This window comes from Saccharopolyspora sp. MMCC62 (genome assembly GCF_057736575.1).
This window is the reverse complement of the sequence record NZ_JBYKCM010000001.1, coordinates 673,084-689,021: the sequence shown is the minus strand read 5'-3', so window position 1 is coordinate 689,021 and position 15,938 is coordinate 673,084. Positions and strand designations below refer to the sequence as shown.

At 75.2% G+C, this 15,938-nt stretch carries 9 protein-coding genes; 3 read left to right on the top strand and 6 right to left on the bottom strand.

Annotated elements, in window-relative coordinates; all coding sequences use genetic code 11:
• The first annotated feature begins 2 nt into the window (after positions 1–2).
• Positions 3–623 carry a hypothetical protein gene (locus tag AC29IT_RS03090; protein ID WP_488217729.1) on the top strand — a complete coding sequence of 207 codons (621 nt, stop codon included), beginning with the start codon at positions 3–5 and terminating at the stop codon, positions 621–623.
• On the opposite strand, the gene AC29IT_RS03085 is transcribed toward AC29IT_RS03090, so the two are convergent.
• The 5 genes from AC29IT_RS03085 to AC29IT_RS03065 form a co-directional block, all read right to left on the bottom strand.
• Positions 620–2,695, bottom strand: a complete 2,076-nt coding sequence (locus AC29IT_RS03085) for a bifunctional diguanylate cyclase/phosphohydrolase (RefSeq protein ID WP_488217728.1) — start codon at positions 2,693–2,695, stop codon at positions 620–622. The genes AC29IT_RS03090 and AC29IT_RS03085 overlap by 4 nt on opposite strands.
• A 413-nt stretch (positions 2,696–3,108) precedes the next feature.
• Positions 3,109–3,501, bottom strand: coding sequence for a DUF2237 family protein (locus tag AC29IT_RS03080; RefSeq protein ID WP_224959131.1), 393 nt, complete (start codon positions 3,499–3,501; stop codon positions 3,109–3,111).
• 113 nt (positions 3,502–3,614) lie between these two features.
• Entirely contained in the window at positions 3,615–4,358 is a 744-nt protein-coding gene (gene dprE2 / locus AC29IT_RS03075) for a decaprenylphospho-beta-D-erythro-pentofuranosid-2-ulose 2-reductase (protein WP_358437991.1), read from the bottom strand.
• A 25-nt stretch (positions 4,359–4,383) separates the two neighbouring features.
• Positions 4,384–6,108: an alpha/beta hydrolase family protein gene (locus AC29IT_RS03070; RefSeq protein WP_488217727.1), complete on the bottom strand. Its 1,725-nt coding sequence runs from the start codon at positions 6,106–6,108 to the stop codon at positions 4,384–4,386.
• A gap of 110 nt (positions 6,109–6,218) precedes the next feature.
• Positions 6,219–9,359 (bottom strand): AfsR/SARP family transcriptional regulator, encoded by a 3,141-nt coding sequence (locus AC29IT_RS03065; RefSeq protein ID WP_488217726.1) that lies wholly within the window; start codon positions 9,357–9,359, stop codon positions 6,219–6,221.
• 496 nt (positions 9,360–9,855) lie between these two features.
• Between AC29IT_RS03065 and AC29IT_RS03060 the strand changes: the two genes are divergently transcribed.
• Both AC29IT_RS03060 and AC29IT_RS03055 read left to right on the top strand, forming a co-directional pair.
• The gene (locus AC29IT_RS03060; protein WP_488217913.1) at positions 9,856–14,106 is read left to right on the top strand and encodes a Pls/PosA family non-ribosomal peptide synthetase; all 4,251 of its coding nucleotides are present in this window, start codon (positions 9,856–9,858) and stop codon (positions 14,104–14,106) included.
• Positions 14,103–15,425 carry a M1 family metallopeptidase gene (locus tag AC29IT_RS03055; RefSeq protein ID WP_488217912.1) on the top strand — a complete coding sequence of 441 codons (1,323 nt, stop codon included), beginning with the start codon at positions 14,103–14,105 and terminating at the stop codon, positions 15,423–15,425. Before AC29IT_RS03060 ends, AC29IT_RS03055 begins: the two co-directional genes overlap by 4 nt.
• A gap of 14 nt (positions 15,426–15,439) precedes the next feature.
• Here the strand turns inward: AC29IT_RS03055 and AC29IT_RS03050 are convergent, their stop codons facing one another.
• Positions 15,440–15,883 (bottom strand): MarR family winged helix-turn-helix transcriptional regulator, encoded by a 444-nt coding sequence (locus tag AC29IT_RS03050; protein WP_488217725.1) that lies wholly within the window; start codon positions 15,881–15,883, stop codon positions 15,440–15,442.
• Positions 15,884–15,938 lie beyond the last annotated feature (55 nt).

The window sequence follows — 15,938 nt, the reverse complement described above, 5'->3', positions numbered from 1 at the left end:
CGTTGCGCGGCGTGGTGCGGGCGAGTGCGATCGTGGTGCTGGTGGCGTTGTCGGGCGCCTCGTGCGCGCTGACGACGCCGGAGGACCCGGGTTACCGGGAGTCGCTCCACCCGTGCGCGGACGTTCCGCCCGCGTCCGTGGCGTCCCTCGTCGGATCGGCGGCCCCGATGTCGGGTGGGCAGCACGCTCCCGATCCGGACCATCCGAGGGATTTCCTGTCACAGCACTGCGGTTGGGACAACGCCAGTCCCGCCGGATGGGGCGAACTGGCGTGGACTCGGCTCGACGTCGACGTCGCCTTGGCGCTCAAGGACACCGGCGCGCCGGACGTCGAACTTGCCCGCGCGGGATCGGACGGGAAGAGCCGGGACCGCTTCTTGACCCCTGCCCCGGCAGATCAGCGGCTCGGTGCGGTGACGCTGCAGTGCAACCGGGTGATCGATGGTCAGCGGATCGTCATCGTCTACTTCCGCCAGGCCAATGCCGAGGTCACCGTCCACTTCAGGGGTAGGGGCGAGAACTTGGACGGCACCCCCACCTCTCCGCCACCACCGGAAGACCTCGAACGCGCCGTGCACGCCATCGCCCAGCACCTGCACCAGGAGTTGGGCCCGCCCCGCTAGTCGGCGGCGGGCAGCGGCGGCAGCCGGTGGATCTCGCCCGCGTCGTGCAGCCGCAGGAACGCGTCCACCACGCCCGGGTCGAACTGGCTGCCGCTGCCGTCGCGCAATTCCTGCACCGCTTCGTCCACGGTGAGGGTGCGCCGGTACGGCCGGTCCGAGAGCATCGTGGCCCACGCGTCGCACACCGACACGATCCGCGCCTCCAGCCGGATCTCCTCGCCGCGCAGCCCCAGCGGGTAGCCCTTGCCGTCCCAGCGCTCGTGGTGCTGGCGCACGATCTCGGCGATCCCGTCGAGGTCGGGCACGGCGCGCACCAAGCGGTAGCCGTGGTCGGGGTGTTCGCGCAGCAGCCCCCACTCGGCGTCGTCGAGCGCGGCGGGCTTGCCCAGCACCGACGCCGGGATCACGATCTTGCCGACGTCGTGCAGCCGCCCGGCGAGTTCCGTGTCCTGCACGATGGCGGCCGGCGCGCCCATCGCCTCGCACACGATCCGCGCGTAGGAGCCGACCGCGCGGCCGTGCGAGTGCGAGGACAGGTGCCGGTCGACGAGGTCGCTGACCGCGTGCAGGTAGCCCAGCGAGGCGGTGTGCTCGGACGCCGCCGCGCGCCGGTCGCCGACGGAGATCCGGTCGCGTCCCTCGGCCTTCGCCGCGTACAGCGCGCGATCCGCCGCGGCGACGATGCGCACCGGGTCGTCGCGGTACCCGTCGGCGAGGGCGGCCCCGACGGAGGTGGTGACCGCGATGCTCGCCCGTTCGGCGCGGGCGACCGGTTCCTGCGCGATCGCGTTCCGGAGCCGTTCGGCGATCACGGGCACGTCCTCCGGGACGACGTCGGTGACCAGCAGCGCGAATTCCTCGCCGCCGTAGCGGGCCAGCACGTCGCCGTCGCGGACCACCGCGCGCAGCCGCGCCGAGACCTCCAGCAGCACCCGGTCGCCGACGGGGTGCCCGTACCGGTCGTTGATGGCCTTGAAGTGGTCGATGTCGGCGATGAACACGGCGATCCGGGTGCGGGTGCGGGTCGCCCGGGTCAGCGCCTTCGGCAGTTCCGCCTCGAAGTACCGGCGGGTGTGCAGCCCGGTGAGCGGGTCGGTCACCGCGAGCCTGCGCTGCTCGGAGACCATCACCACGAGCCTGCCCAGGGTGAGCAGGAACAGCACCGCGCAGGCCACCGCGATCGCGTTCACCGATCCCGCGGACACCCGCGAGTTCTCCAGCACCAGCACGCCCGGCGCGATGAGCGAGGCGGCCGCGAGCAGCGCCACCCGCAGCGGGCTCAGGTTCAGCTCCTTGCCGGGACCGGCCTGGGCCAGCGCCGCCATCGTCGGGTGCAGCCCGGCGGCGCCGAGCGCGATGTTCCCGGCCAGCCACAGCACGTCCAGGAAGTTGCCCGCCGCGTAGCTGCCGTCGATGCGCTGGAACACGTAGGCCGAGTCGGCGGCGAGGAACGCCAGCAGGTTCGCCACCAGCAGGAAGAACGCCGGCGGCCGCGGACCCGGGTCGAGCAGCAGCCGCAGCCCCACCGCCAGCAGCGCCAGGTCCAGCACCGGGTAGGCCACGTACGCCGACGTGGTCAGCACCGACTCGTCGGCGCTGGTCAACGGCTGGATCAGGTACAGCCAGGACAGCAGCGCCGCGACCACGCCCAGCACGGTCGCGTCGATCAGGCTCGGCAGGTCGCGCCGCGGCGTGCGCGCCCGGATCAGCAGCAGCACCCCGGTGACGATCAGCGGGTAGTGCGCCAGGTACAGCACGTCGGCCACGAACGGGAACGCGGTGATGCCCAGCAGGTAGTGCGCGGTGTAGAAGCTCGCGTCGGCGAGGAAGTACACGGTCTGGCTGGCGGCGATCAGCAGCCACGGCAGCCGCCACCGCGGCCGGTACCGGCGCATCCCCAGCAGCAGCGCGGGCACCGCGGAGGCGCTGATCCCGCAGTACAGCACGATGCGCAGCGCCTCGGTGCCCGCCGTGTCCGCGAGTACGAAGTAGGCCAGCGCGACCAGCGCGCAGCCGATCAGGTAGCCCGGCCATCCGAGACCGCCGAACGTCCGGCGCGCGGTGCTGATCATCGGTGCCTCTCCACTCGGGACCCGGCCGATCGGCGACACGTCCGCGTCGGTTCCGCGCGGCGCGGGAACGGGCCCGTCGAAGATCGCCACCACCCTAGTGGTGCGGTCCCGGTTCGGGAACACGTGGATCGAGGGCGGAATTCGCGCGCGCCGGTGGTCGATGTGGACGGTTCGCCGTCGGGTCGGTTCGCCCGAGCGATGATCGTCGCGCTCGGCTGCCGTGCACAGTGGACGAAGCTCCGCGCGGTGATCGCGGGGGACAATCCCTCACCGCCGCTGCGGAAGGGACCGGCGGCCGCACCGCGGCCGAGCACGAGCGGGGCCGGACGCGCAGGACCGCGCCCTGCGCGCACCCTCCGCGCAGGGCGATCCGAGCCGCCCGGCATCGGACGCCGCCGGGCTCCGGCCCCGGATCAGGTCAGCGCGCTCGGATCCGCGGGCACGTCCACCGCGTGCTCCCGCAGCGCGCTCAGCGGCACCACCTCGATGGCCTTCGCGTGCGTGGCGGCCAGCAGCACCGGCGGCGCGGCGCCCGCCGAGTACGCCTCCAGCCAGCGGGAGGCGCACACGCACCAGCGGTCACCCGGCTGCAACCCGGCGAACCCGTGTTCGGGGCGCGGCGTCACCAGGTCGTTGCCCGTTTCCTGCTGCTGCACCAGGAATTCGGTGGAGACCACGGCGCACACCGTGTGCTCGCCGACGTCCTCCGGCCCGGTCGAGCAGCATCCGTCGCGGTAGAAACCGGTGAGCGGGTCGGTGCCGCAGGGCTCCAGCTCGCCACCGAGAACGTTGCGATCGGTCGTCATGAGGGCACCTTCACTCCAACACCTGGACGCCGGTTCGGGCAGGCACCTCAGGCCCGGAACCCGATGAGGCTCCAGTGTGGCGAGAACAGCGGTATCCGTCCAGTGGCCGCGGCCTACCGGGGCATCCGCCGCCAGATCGGGCGCGGCACGTAGCGCAGCACGCCGAACAGCACCCGCAGGGCGAACGGCACCCACACCTCCACCCGGCCCCGGCGCAGCGCCTTCGCGGCGGCGTCGGCGACCTGGCCGGGCGTGCTGGAGAACGGTGCCGGGGACATGCCCTCGGTCATCCGCCCGACGACGAACCCGGGCCGCACCACCAGCAGGTGCACGCCGCTGCCCGCGAGCGCGTCGGCGAGGCCCGCGGCGAACCCGTCCAGCCCGGCCTTCGCGGACCCGTACACGTAGTTGGCCCGCCGCACCCGCACCCCGGCCACCGAGGAGAACACCACCAGCCGCGCGCGGCCCTGGGCGCGCAGCAGGTTCGCGAGGTGGGTGAGCACGGAGACGTGCGCGACGTAGTCGGTGTGCACGATCGACACGGCGTGCTCGGCGTCCTGCTCGGCCCGCTCCTGGTCGCCGAGGATGCCGAAGGAGACGATCACGTCGTCGAGCGAACCGTGCCGGGCGGTGAGCTCGTCCAGCAGCGGCCGGTGCGAGGCGAGGTCGTCGGCGTCGAACTCGACCCGTTCCACGGCCACCGCGCCCGCCGCGCGCAGCCGCGCTTCCTGCTCGTCGAGGTCGCCGCTGCGCCGCGCGGCCAGGACCACCTCGCGGTCACCCTCGCCGACCAGGCGCGCGGCCAGTTCGACACCGATCTCGCTGCGGCCGCCGAGGACCAGAACCGTGGAGCTCATGGCCGATCAGTGTGCCCGACCGCGCTCAGCGCACCTCGGGTGAGGGGGTGAGGCCGCCCCGGCAGAACGCCACGACCTGCTCCCGCAGCGCCCCGCCGGACGCCGCGGCCACGTCGTCGTGCCCGGCGTCCACCTCCAGGTACCGCAGCGCGGGCCCGGACAGCGCCGGTCCGGCCAGCTCGTGGCGCAGCGACCGGGCCCGGTCCACCGGCACCAGCTCGTCGCCGGTGCCGTGCACCAGCAGCACCGGCGCGGTGTTCGCCGCGGCCGCCCGCGCCAGCTCGTCCCCCTCCCGCAGCAGCGGGGCCAGCGCCACGCACGCCGACCACAGCCCGGGGGTGCTGCCCGCGGCCTGCAACCCGAGCCGCCCGCCGTGACCGCCGCCGAGCAGGATCGGCCCGGGCAGTCCGGCGCGCTGGGACCGCAGGTGGTGCCCGAGCGAGATCACCCCGGCCAGGTCCGGCCCACCCCACCGGCCGTCGTCGGAGCGGCGGTTCGGCGCGATGACGGCCACCCCGACCGAGGCCAGGTCCTGGAACAGCGGGTGGAACTCCCACCGCCACAGCTCGCCCTCGGTGTGGTGCAGCGCGAGCACCACGTGGTCGCAGGTCCGCCACTGGCTGCCGCCGTAGACGACGGCCTCGATGCCGCCGCCGAGGCGCAGCAGGTCCGCCGACGCCCACGGCGGCAGCTCCCGGCCGGCCTCCTCGGGCAGCGCCGAGCAGGACCCGCTCGGCGACACCGTGACCAGCGTCGACGGCCGCGCGGGGGAGGAGAACGGCACCCGCACGGTCTTGCCGTTGAGGTGCGCCCGGTCGCCGGTGCGGCCGGGCGGCAGGGTCAGCGCGGTCAGCTTGTCCTCGCGCGGCGCGTACAGGTCGAGCGCGGACAGCGCGCCCGACTCGCGGCGCAGCAGCACCCGCTGCCCGCCGTCGTCGACGGTCAGCGGGATGTGCGTCGGGCACAGCCGGTCCGGGAACCGGACGCTGCCCGCCCCGTCCAGCAGCACCCAGCCGACCCGGTCCGCGCCGCTGGAGGTGGAGCGCACCAGCAGCAGCTTGGAACGCTGGTGGTGCAGCAGGATGCGGTCGTCGCTGCTCGGCGACAGCGAGAACAGCGGCTGCCACGAGCCGCGCCGCAGATCCGCCAGCACCCCTTCGACGGCCTGACCGGGCCGAGTCAGGTTCAGCGCGAGCAGATCCGCGTCGGTGTCGAGCCACACACCCCCAGTGGCGGCGCCGGGCAGCCGCACGAGTGGCTCGACACCGGGCGGGCCGTCGGTGAGTCGCCAGACGGCCGTCCGTTCCGGGTCCTCCCGCGCTACGAGGAAGCCCAGTTGTGCCGCCGACGGGCTCGGCAGCAGGTAACCGTCCGCGGCGCGCACCTGGCCCACGATGTGCGCCTGCGGCGCGGCCGGGTCCACCAGCTCCAGTTCGGCGAGCCCGCCGCCGCGGTTCACCAGCAGCAGCACCCGGCCGTCGCCGAGCGGCAGCACTTGCGCGCGGGGATCGACGCCGGAGTCGGTGTGCACGAGTTCCGGTTCGCCGCGGACCTTCCCGGGCAGCTGGCCGAAGCGGCGGGTGCGCGGCGAGTGCGGTCCCGGTCCGCGCGCGGCGAACGACCACAGCTCCAGGGTGGAGACCTCGGCGCTGGTGCGGATGCACGCGATCTCCCGGCCGTCCGGCGAGAAGCCGAAGTTCGACCGGGACACGGCGGACGTGGCCGGTCGGATCGGGGCGGGTGCGCTCATGAGCACCCCGGGAGGGCGTAGTGCACCCGGCGAGAGTAGGAAACCGCAGTTCAGGGCGGTTTAAGGTTTCCTTAGAGATGAGCCTGTATCACCCGTCCCGGGCAGAATCCTCACTCGTCGGAGGGAACGGAGCGACGGGTCCCGGGGACGTCGGGGAACGGACGGGGAGCGATGGCGATCTCCTGCATCCGCTTCCGGTAGAGCTCGTAGCGGCGCCGCGCCTCGCCGAAGCGCTCCGCGCGCAGCAGGGTGGCGACCAGGTCGAGGTGGGCCTCCTCGTCGTACTGGTCGTCGCGCAGCAGCCGCAGCGCGAACCGCGCCACCCGGTCGGTGTCGCCTTCGTCGCGGGACCGGCGGGTCAGCGCCCGCAGCAGCGCGGCGTGCGTGGTGCGCAGTTCGTCGGCCGGCGCGTCCGCCCACTCCTGGTACGGGTCGTCCTCCAGGAAGTCGCCGGTGTAGGCGGCTTCGGCGTCCAGCAGCAGGGCGGTCGCGCCGGGGGAGTCCTCGCGGTCCGCCTGCAGCGCCCGCTCGGCGAGCGCGAGGAACGATTCGACGTCGATGCGCACGTACCGCGGATCGAGACCGACGGTGCCGGTCTCATTGGTGCGCAGCACCGAACCGGCCGACGGGCCCGAGGTGGCCAGCACGTCGCGCACGGTGGACAGCAGCACCGAGAGCCGGTTGCCGGCGCGCACCGGGTCGACCTCCGGCCACAGCAGTTCCATCAGCTCCTCCCGGCGCATCGGGCGCCGCTTGGCGACGAGGATCTTCAGCAGGTCGCGCGCCTTGCGGGACTGCCAGGCCGCGCGCGGCACCGGCACGCCGGCGTGCTCGATCCGGAACACGCCGAGCGCGCGCACCAGCACCGGCGGCGCCAGCCGGGCGACCGCGGCGAGCGGACCGGCGGCGGCCCGGGCATCGGGGGAGGCGCCGTGCTCCAGCAGCGTGCGTTCGGCGAGTTCGGCGACCGCCCCGGTCCCGCCGGGCGCCGGATCGAGGCGGTGGCGCAGCAGCACGGCCTGCGCCTCGTCGAGGGCGAAGCCGCCGTCCCGCCAGATCTGCACCGCCTCGTCCAGCGCGGGCCCGTGCTCCAGCGGATCGGTGGAGGTGACGGCGGTGAGCGCGAGCGCCTCCGCCAGTCCCGGTTCGTCCCCGCGGCTGCGGGCCTGTTCGGCCGCGAGCGCCGCGTCCGCCCTGGCGGGTGCGACGTCCCCGGCCTCCCACGAGATCCAGCCGCGGGTGAGCAGCGCGCGCACCTCGTGCAGGTGCTCGCCGAGGTCGATGGCGCGCTGGGCGAGCAGCCGGGCCCGCGCCGGGTCGTCGGCGGCGCGGGTGCGCGCGAGACCGATCAGCGCGGTGCTCGTGGCGAGCAGGTCGCGGGCCGGCTCGGCCAGCGACAGCGCCTCCTCGTAGGCGGATCGGGCGCGTTCGAGCCTGCCGCGCAACCGGTGCACGTCGCCGCGCACGCACAGCGGCCAAGCGAGGAACCCGGTGCCGAAGCGGCCGAACACCTCGCAGGCCGCGTCGACCGCGACGGTGGCCTCGTCGAACCGGCCGAGCCTGGTCAGCGCGTGCGCGCGCTGGGTGAGCGCGTGCGCGCGCAGCAGCGGGTCGTGGTGCTGCTCGGCGATGCGCAGCGCCGCATCGGCCTGCGCCAGCGCCGCGCCCGGCTCGCCGGATTCGGTCCGGTGCAGCGCGCGCAGCACGTGCAGCCTGCCGAGGTGGGCTTCGGGCGCGTGCTCGGCGGCGGCGAACCACGCGGTGCGCGCCGCGCGCTGGTCGCCGCGGGCGGCGGCGAGCACGGCACCGGCCAGCGCGGCGACGGGTGCGGTGCGCGGGTGCCCGCGTTGCTCGGCGATCTCGGTGGCACGCCGGGCCGCGTGTTCGCCGCGGGCGAGGTCGCCGGTGAGCCGGTGCGCCAGCGCCGCGGTCGCGTGCAGCCGGACCTCGTCGACCGGGTCGCCCGCGGTGTCCGCGGCGACCGCGCAGGCGGCGAGCGCCGCGGCGGGTTCGGCCCTGGCCAGCGCGGCGTCGGCGATCCGCCACGCCAGGCCGGGTTCGGCGGGGTCACCGGCCCGAACCCAGCAGGCGGCGGCCTCCGGCCAGCGCCCGCGCAGCCGGTGCGCCTGCCCGACGACGCGGGCGATCAGCCGGTCGGGCGGATCGCCGAGCAGGGTGGCGGCGTCGAGCACCACGTCCGCGTGCCCGTCGTCGAGCAACCGGGCGCCCGCCTCCACCAGCAGCGCGACGCAGCGCTCGGTCTCGCGGGCGGCGATCAGGTGCCGCAGCGCGCGTTCGTGCCTGCCCGCGCGGTGGTGCTCCTCGGCGGCCTGCCGGTGCAGCTCGGTGCGGACCTCGGGGGTGACGGTGCGCGGTTCGGCGAGGAACTCGGCCAGCGGCGGCACCAGCGCCCACCGCCCGCTGGAGGCGGGGCGCAGCAGCCCGCGCCGGGCGAGGTCGGTGAGCACGCCGCCCTGCTCCTCGTGGGTGACGTCGCCCAGCACGGCCAGCCGGTGCAGCGCGTGCCGTGCCCGTTCCGGTTCGCGGCCCAGGACCTCCTCGGCGAGGTACGGGTGGAACCGGGTGGCGGGCGGCAGCCCGCCGCCGCGCGGCTCCGGGACGGCGCGCAGCGACTCGATGGCGCGGCACACCGCGGCCGGCCAGCCGCCGCTGCGCTCGCCGAGCTCGCGGGCCAGCGCGACGTCCCCGGTGCCGAGGGCGTGCTCGACGAGCTGGGCGATCTCCTCGGTGTCGAAGGCCAGCAACCCGGCGTCGATCTCGGTGACCTTGCCCTGCCCGCGCAGCCGTTCCAGCGAGAACGGCGGTTCGTGCCGGGACAGCAGCACGATCCGCAGCCGCGGCGGCGCGGTCCGGCACAGGTCGGCCAGCAGCGCGGCCACCGGCTCTCCGGCTTCGTGCAGGTCGTCGACGACCAGGTGCAGGTCCACCGGCAGCGCGCGCAGCCAGTCGCGCACCGCGTCGCCGTCGGTTTCCGGGGCGGGACCGGGGAGGTGGGGGAGCGCGGCGTCGACGAGGGCCGCCAGCAGCCGTGCCGCGTCGTCGTCGGCACCCTCGGGGGACCACCAGGCCGTGCCGTCCGCGGTCGCCGCCCAGGAGCGGACCGCGGTGGTCTTGCCCCAGCCCGCCGCCGCGATCACCAGGCAGACCCGGTTGCGGGTGGCGGTGGCGAGCGCGTCCTCCAGCACCGGGCGCGCGATGGTGCCCGTGCCGTGCCTGCCCCGACCTCGCATCGCACCTCCCAGCGGTTCCGCCGGCCGCGCCGGAGCTGCTCCGGTGGGCGTCCAGCCATGGTGAGATCGGTGCGGGCTCGCCGCTGGGTGCGAGCGGCGCGGACCGGGACGCACGGTGCTGAATCGAATCCGAGGTTCGCCTTAACGTGCTGGCGCGTCGGTGATCCGCTAGCACCGCCGTGGTGCGCGCCCGGTCCGGTGCGTGGTCGCCGAGCGCCCGAGCTCCCGCGCATCGGGTGAAGTGCGGCAGAACCTGGTCACCTGCCCGGGTAGGAACGTTCACCGAGCATTGACCGGCCGGTCGGAAACGCGGTGAGGCGTGACACCTCCGATGGGCGTTGCTGCCGATCGTGCCGCTCACCAGGGGTAATGTGATCGTTCTCAGCTGCGGAGGTGGGGTCCGCGGACGTCGGCGGGGAAAAGGGTGGGACATGGGCGTCAACGGTGATCGGCTGCCGGCTGCGGGTGGCGCGGGCGGAAGGACGCTCCGTTGACGGTGTCGATGAACCGCGGGACCGGAGCGGGACCGGGCACCACCCCGATCACCGATCTGCTGGCGCACTCCCCGGGGTCGACGACCGCTGCGGCGGCGTTGGCGCGCACCTTGCTGGAGCCGAGCGCCGGGGACGCGGCGGGAGCCGCCGAACCCGCGCCGGACATCGCCGAGGCCGCGCCGGAAGCTCTCGGTTCTGAGCCCGCACCGGCGGTTCCCGCGGCGGACGTCGCCGAGCCCGCACCGGAGGTCTCCAGGGCGGACGTCGCGACGCCCGGGCCGGAGGTCCCCGGGGCCGAGCTTGCACCGGAGGTTCTCGGTTCTGAGCCCGCACCGGAGGTTCCCGGTCCTGAGCCCGCACCGGAGGTCTCCGGGGCGGACGTCGCGACGCCCGGGCCGGAACCCGAGCCCACCGACCCGGCTCCGGACGCTCCGATCGCCCGGTTCGACTCCGGCCCGGCCGCGCCCGAGCGCACCCTGCTCGACGTCTTCGCCGCGACCGCGCGCGCCCACCCGGACGCCCTCGCGCTGGACGCGGGCGAGCGGACCCTCACCTACCGGGAGCTGGACGAGCAGGTCCGGGCCGCGGCCCGGCGGCTGGCCGACCTCGGCGTGGGCCGCGGTGACCGGGTCGGCGTCCGCGTCGAATCCGGTACCGCCGAGCTGTACCTCGCGGTGCTCGCGGTGCTGGCGGCGGGCGCGGCCTACGTCCCGGTGGACGCCGACGACCCGCAGGAGCGCGCCGACCTGGTGTTCGGTGAGGCCGGGGTGTGCGCGGTGCTGACCGGTGGCGAACCCGAACTGCTCGGCACCCCGTCCGGCGCGTCCGGTGCGCCGACGCCGGACGACGACGCGTGGATCATCTTCACCTCCGGTTCCACCGGCACCCCGAAGGGCGTGGCGGTGCCGCACCGCGCGGCGGCCGCGTTCGCGGACGCCGAGGCCCGGCTGTTCCTCGCCGACGATCCGATCGGACCGGGCGACCGGGTGCTGGCGGGCCTGTCGGTGGCGTTCGACGCGTCCTGCGAGGAGATGTGGCTGGCGTGGCGGCGCGGTGCCTGCCTGGTGCCCGCGCCGCGATCGCTGGTGCGCACCGGCGCGGACCTGGGGCCGTGGCTGGTGCGGCGGCGGATCAGCGTGGTCTCCACGGTCCCGACGCTCGCCGCGCTGTGGCCGCCGGAGGCGCTCGCCGACGTGCGGTTGCTGATCTTCGGCGGGGAGGCGTGCCCGCCGGAGCTGGCCGAGCGGCTCGTCGCCGACGGCCGGGAGGTGTGGAACACCTACGGCCCGACCGAAGCGACGGTGGTGGCGTGCGCGGCGCGCCTCGACGGTGCGGGACCGGTGCGGATCGGGCTGCCGCTGGACGGCTGGCGGCTCGCCGTCGTGGACGCCGCGGGCGAACCGGTCCGGCCGGGCGAGCAGGGCGAACTGGTCATCGGCGGCGTGGGGCTCGCCCGCTACCTGGATCCGGCCAAGGACGCGGAGAAGTTCGCGCCGCTGCCCTCGCTGGGCTGGGAGCGGGCTTACCGCAGCGGTGACCTGGTCCGCGCCGACCCGGAGGGCCTGGTGTTCGTGGGCCGCGCCGACGAGCAGATCAAGCTCGGCGGCAGGCGCATCGAACTCGGCGAGGTCGATGCCGCGCTGCAGGCCCTGCCCGGCGTGGCGGGTGCCGCGGCGGCGGTGCGGCGCACGAAGGCGGGCGGCGAGCTGCTCGTCGGCTACCTGGTCGCCGAGGACCCGGAGTTCGACACCGACGAGGCGGTGCGGCGGCTGCGCGACGTGCTTCCGGCCTCGCTGGTGCCGCTGCCCGCGGTGGTGGCGGAGCTGCCGACCCGCACCTCCGGCAAGGTCGACCGGGCCGCGCTGCCCTGGCCGCTGCCGAGCCGGGAGCCCGCGGCGGACGGCGCGCTGTCGGCCACCGAAACGTGGCTGGCGGCGGAGTGGTCGGAGGTCCTGGGCATGCGCCCGGACGGCCCGCGCGCCGACTTCTTCGCCCTCGGTGGCGGCAGCCTCGCCGCCGCGCAACTGGTGGCGAAGCTGCGCGCCCGGCACCCGCAGGTCTCCGTCGCCGACGTCTACCAGCGCCCGCGCCTCGGGGAGCTGGCCGCGCAGCTCGACGAGCTGGACGCGGTGACCGCCGATCGGCGCGAGATCGCCGAGGTACCCCGGCGGATGGGCTGGGCGCAGCTCGCACTGCTGATCCCGCTGACCACCCTCACCGGGTTGCGCTGGACCGCGGTGCTGGCCGCGGGCGGCACCCTGCTGGCGGCGTCCGGTGCCCCGTGGGCGCCGCCGGTGTCCTGGTGGCTGCTGCTGGTGGCGTGGCTGGTGCTGTTCAGCCCGCCGGGCCGGATCGCGCTCGCGGTGAGCGGCATCCGGTTGCTGCTGCACCGGGTGCGGCCCGGCGACTACCCGCGCGGTGGCGGCGTGCACCTGCGGTTGTGGGCCGCGCAGCAGTGGGATCAGCGGTGCGCGGCGAGCGCGGTGTCCGGCGCGTTCTGGACCACGCATTACGCGAGGGCGCTGGGCGCGAAGATCGGCGACGACGTGGACCTGCACTCGCCGCCGCCGGTCACCGGCCTGCTCAAGATCGGCCGCGGGGCGGCGGTCGAACCCGAGGTGGACCTGTCCGGGTACTGGGTCGACGGCGACGTCGTCCACATCGGACGGATCAGGGTCGGTGCGGGGGCGCGGGTCGGCGCGCGCAGCACGCTGCTGCCGGGCGCGCACGTCGGCAAGGGAGCGGAGGCCGCCGCCGGATCCACCGTGCACGGCGTGGTCCCCGCCCGGCAGCGCTGGTCCGGCTCGCCTGCGGCCCGCACCTCCGGTGCCCCCGCGAAGTGGCCCGCGCAGCGCGCGCCCCGCTCCCGCCGGTGGAGCGCGGTGTACGGGCTGACCTCGGTGCTGTTCGCGCTGGTGCCGGTGCTGGCGGCGCTGCCCGCGCTGGCGGTCGTCGTCCCCGAGCTGGTGGCGGCGGCGACCGCGGAGGACGCGGTGCGGCGGGTGCTGCCGCTGGTCCCGGCCGCCACGGCCGCCTACTTCGGCGGGTACGCGCTGCTGGTGCTGCTGGCGGTGCGCGCCCTCGGGATCGGGCTGCGCGAGGGGCACCACGCGGTGCACGGCCGGATCGGCTGGCAGGTGTGGACCTCGGAACGGCTGATGGGCATGGCGCGCACCGCGCTGTTCCCGCTGTACGCCAGCACGTTCACCCCGATGTGGCTGCGGCTGCTCGGCGCGAAGGTGGGGCGCGGCGCGGAGATCTCCACGGTGCTCGCGGTGCCGAAGATGACGAAGGTCGCCGACGGCGCGTTCCTCGCCGACGACACGATGGTCGCCACCTACGAGCTCTCCCGCGGCTGGCTGCACGTCGCCCCGGCCCGCATCGGCAAGGAGGCGTTCCTCGGCAACTCCGGGATGACCGCGCCGGGTCGGTCGGTGCCGAAGCGGGGACTGGTCGGGGTGCTGTCCTCGACGCCGCGGAAGGCGAAGAAGGGGTCCTCCTACCTGGGCCTGCCGCCGATGCCGTTGCGGCGCGCGCAGGTGGCCGCGGACTCCGAGCGCACCTTCGACCCGCCGCTGCGGCTGGTGTTCGCCCGCGCGCTGGTGGAGCTGTGCCGGATCGTGCCGGTGATGGTGTCGGTGGCGCTGGCGGTGCTGGTGCTCGGCGTCCTCGCCGAGCTGTGGCGGGCCGCGGGCCCGTGGGCGGCCGCCGCGCTGTCCGGGATCGTGCTGCTGGTGGCGGGCGTGCTGGCGTGCGCGGTGACGACGTTGGCGAAGTGGCTGCTGATCGGCCGGTTCCGGGTGCGGCAGCGCCCGCTGTGGAGCTCCTTCGTGTGGCGCGGGGAACTCGCCGACACGTTCGTCGAGGTGCTCGCGGTGCCGTGGCTGGCCGGTCCGGCGACCGGTACTCCGCTGCTGTCGCTGTGGCTGCGCACGATGGGCGCGCGCATCGGCCGCGGCGCGTGGGTGGAGACCTACTGGCTGCCGGAGGCCGACCTGGTGCGCATCGGCGCTGGTGCGGCGATCAACCGGGGGTGCGTGGTGCAGACCCACCTGTTCCATGATCGGATCATGAGCATGGACGAGGTGGCGCTGGGGCAGGGCGCGACGCTGGGACCGCACGGCATCGTGCTGCCGGGCGCGGGCATCGGCGCGCGCACCACCGTCGGACCCGGTTCGCTGATCACCCGCGGCGACGCGGTGCCCGCGGATTCGCGCTGGTGCGGCAACCCGATCTCGGCGTGGCGGGCATGACCGCCACGCCCGGCGCGGACCGCTCGACCGACTCGTACCTGCCGGAGCACGGCAACGGCGGCTACCGGGTGGAGCACTACGACCTGGATCTGGACTACCGGGTCGGCCCGAACCGGCTGTCCGGGGAAGCGGTGCTCACCGCGGTGGCCGAGCAGGCGTTGTCCGCGCTGAGCCTGGACTTCGCGGACCTGCGGGTGCGCCGGGTGACCGTCGACGACCGGCCCGCCAAGTTCACCCACCGCGCCGGGAAGCTGCGCCTGCGCCTCGCGAAGCCGATCGCCTGCGGCGGCCGGTTCCGGGTGCGGGTGCGGTACGCGGGCAACCCGAGCCCGATCCGCGGCCGGTGGGGCGACATCGGCTGGGACGAGCTGACCGAGGGCTCGCTGGTGGCCAGCCAGCCGATCGGCGCACCGTCCTGGTTCCCGTGCAACGACCACCCGTCCGACCAGGCCGCCTACCGGGTCGCGGTCACCGCCGACGCCGGGTTCGACGTGCTGGTCACCGGCGACCTGGTGTCCCGGCGCGCGGCGGGCGCGGGCACCGAGCGGTGGGTCTACGAGCGGGCCGAACCGACCCCGACCTACCTGATGGGCGTGCACACCGGCCGCTACCGGGAGGTGGCGCTCGCCGCCGATCCGGTGCCGCAGCGCGCCGCGGTGCCGCCGCACCTGGTGGCGGCGTTGCAGGCGACGTTCGGCCGCCACGACGAGATCATGCGGGTGCTGTGCGGTCTGTTCGGTCCGTACCCGTTCGCCGAGTACGTCGTGGTGATCGCCGACGACGAGCTGGACGAGCCGATCGAGGCGCAGGGCATGGCGGTGTTCGGCCGGAACCTGCTCGACGGCACCCGCACCCACGAGCGGCTGGTGGTGCACGAGCTCGCGCACCAGTGGTTCGGCAACAGCCTCACCATCGGCGACTGGCGCGACATCTGGCTCAACGAGGGCTTCGCGACCTACGCGGAGTGGCTGTTCGCGGAGGCCGTCGGCGAGGGCACCGCGGCCGAGCACGCCCGCGACTGGCACCGCCGGATGCGGGCGGCCGAACCCGGTCTGCGGGTGGCCGATCCGGGCGTGGCGCGGATGTTCGACCCGGGCGTGTACAAGCGGGGCGCGCTGGCGCTGCACGCGCTGCGCGTCGAGCTGGGTGACGAGGCCTTCGGCGGTCTGCTGCGCCGCTGGGTCGCCGAGCACCGGCACGGCACGGTGCGCACCGCCGACTTCACCGCGCTGGCCGAGGAGATCGCCGGCCGGTCGCTGGCCGAGTTCTTCGGCACCTGGCTGCACGGCACCGAACCACCCGCGAACCCCGGATTCTGACGCCGCGCGACCGCTCACCCGGGGTCGCGGATGCGTTCCCCGGCCTGCGCGACTCGTTCCAGCAGCCCGAGCAGCTGCTCGCGTTCCGCGCCGTCCAACGGGGTCAGCAGGATCTCGATCATCCGCTCGGTGCGCCGCACCAGACCGGCGTGCTCGTCGCGACCGGTGCCGGTCAGCCGCAGCACGTTGCGCCTGCCGTCCGAGCTGTCCCGCGCGCGCTCGACCAGCCCGCGCCGCACCAGCCGCGCGATCACGTCGGCGGCGGTGGAGCGGTCCAGCGCGACCCGCCCGGCGAGGGTGCGCTGGTCGAGGCCGTCCGCGGCGGCGAGCCCGTTGAGCACCGCGAACTGGGGCGGCGTGATCTCCGCCGAGACCGCGGCCGTCCACAGCATCGTGTGCACCTGCTGGACGCGGCGGATCAGGTGTCCGGGATGGCCGTTCAAGTCGATGGAACCCACCGCGCCATTGTGCCGCCCGGACCGGTCGATCCGTGCACGGAGCGAAGCTGCATCG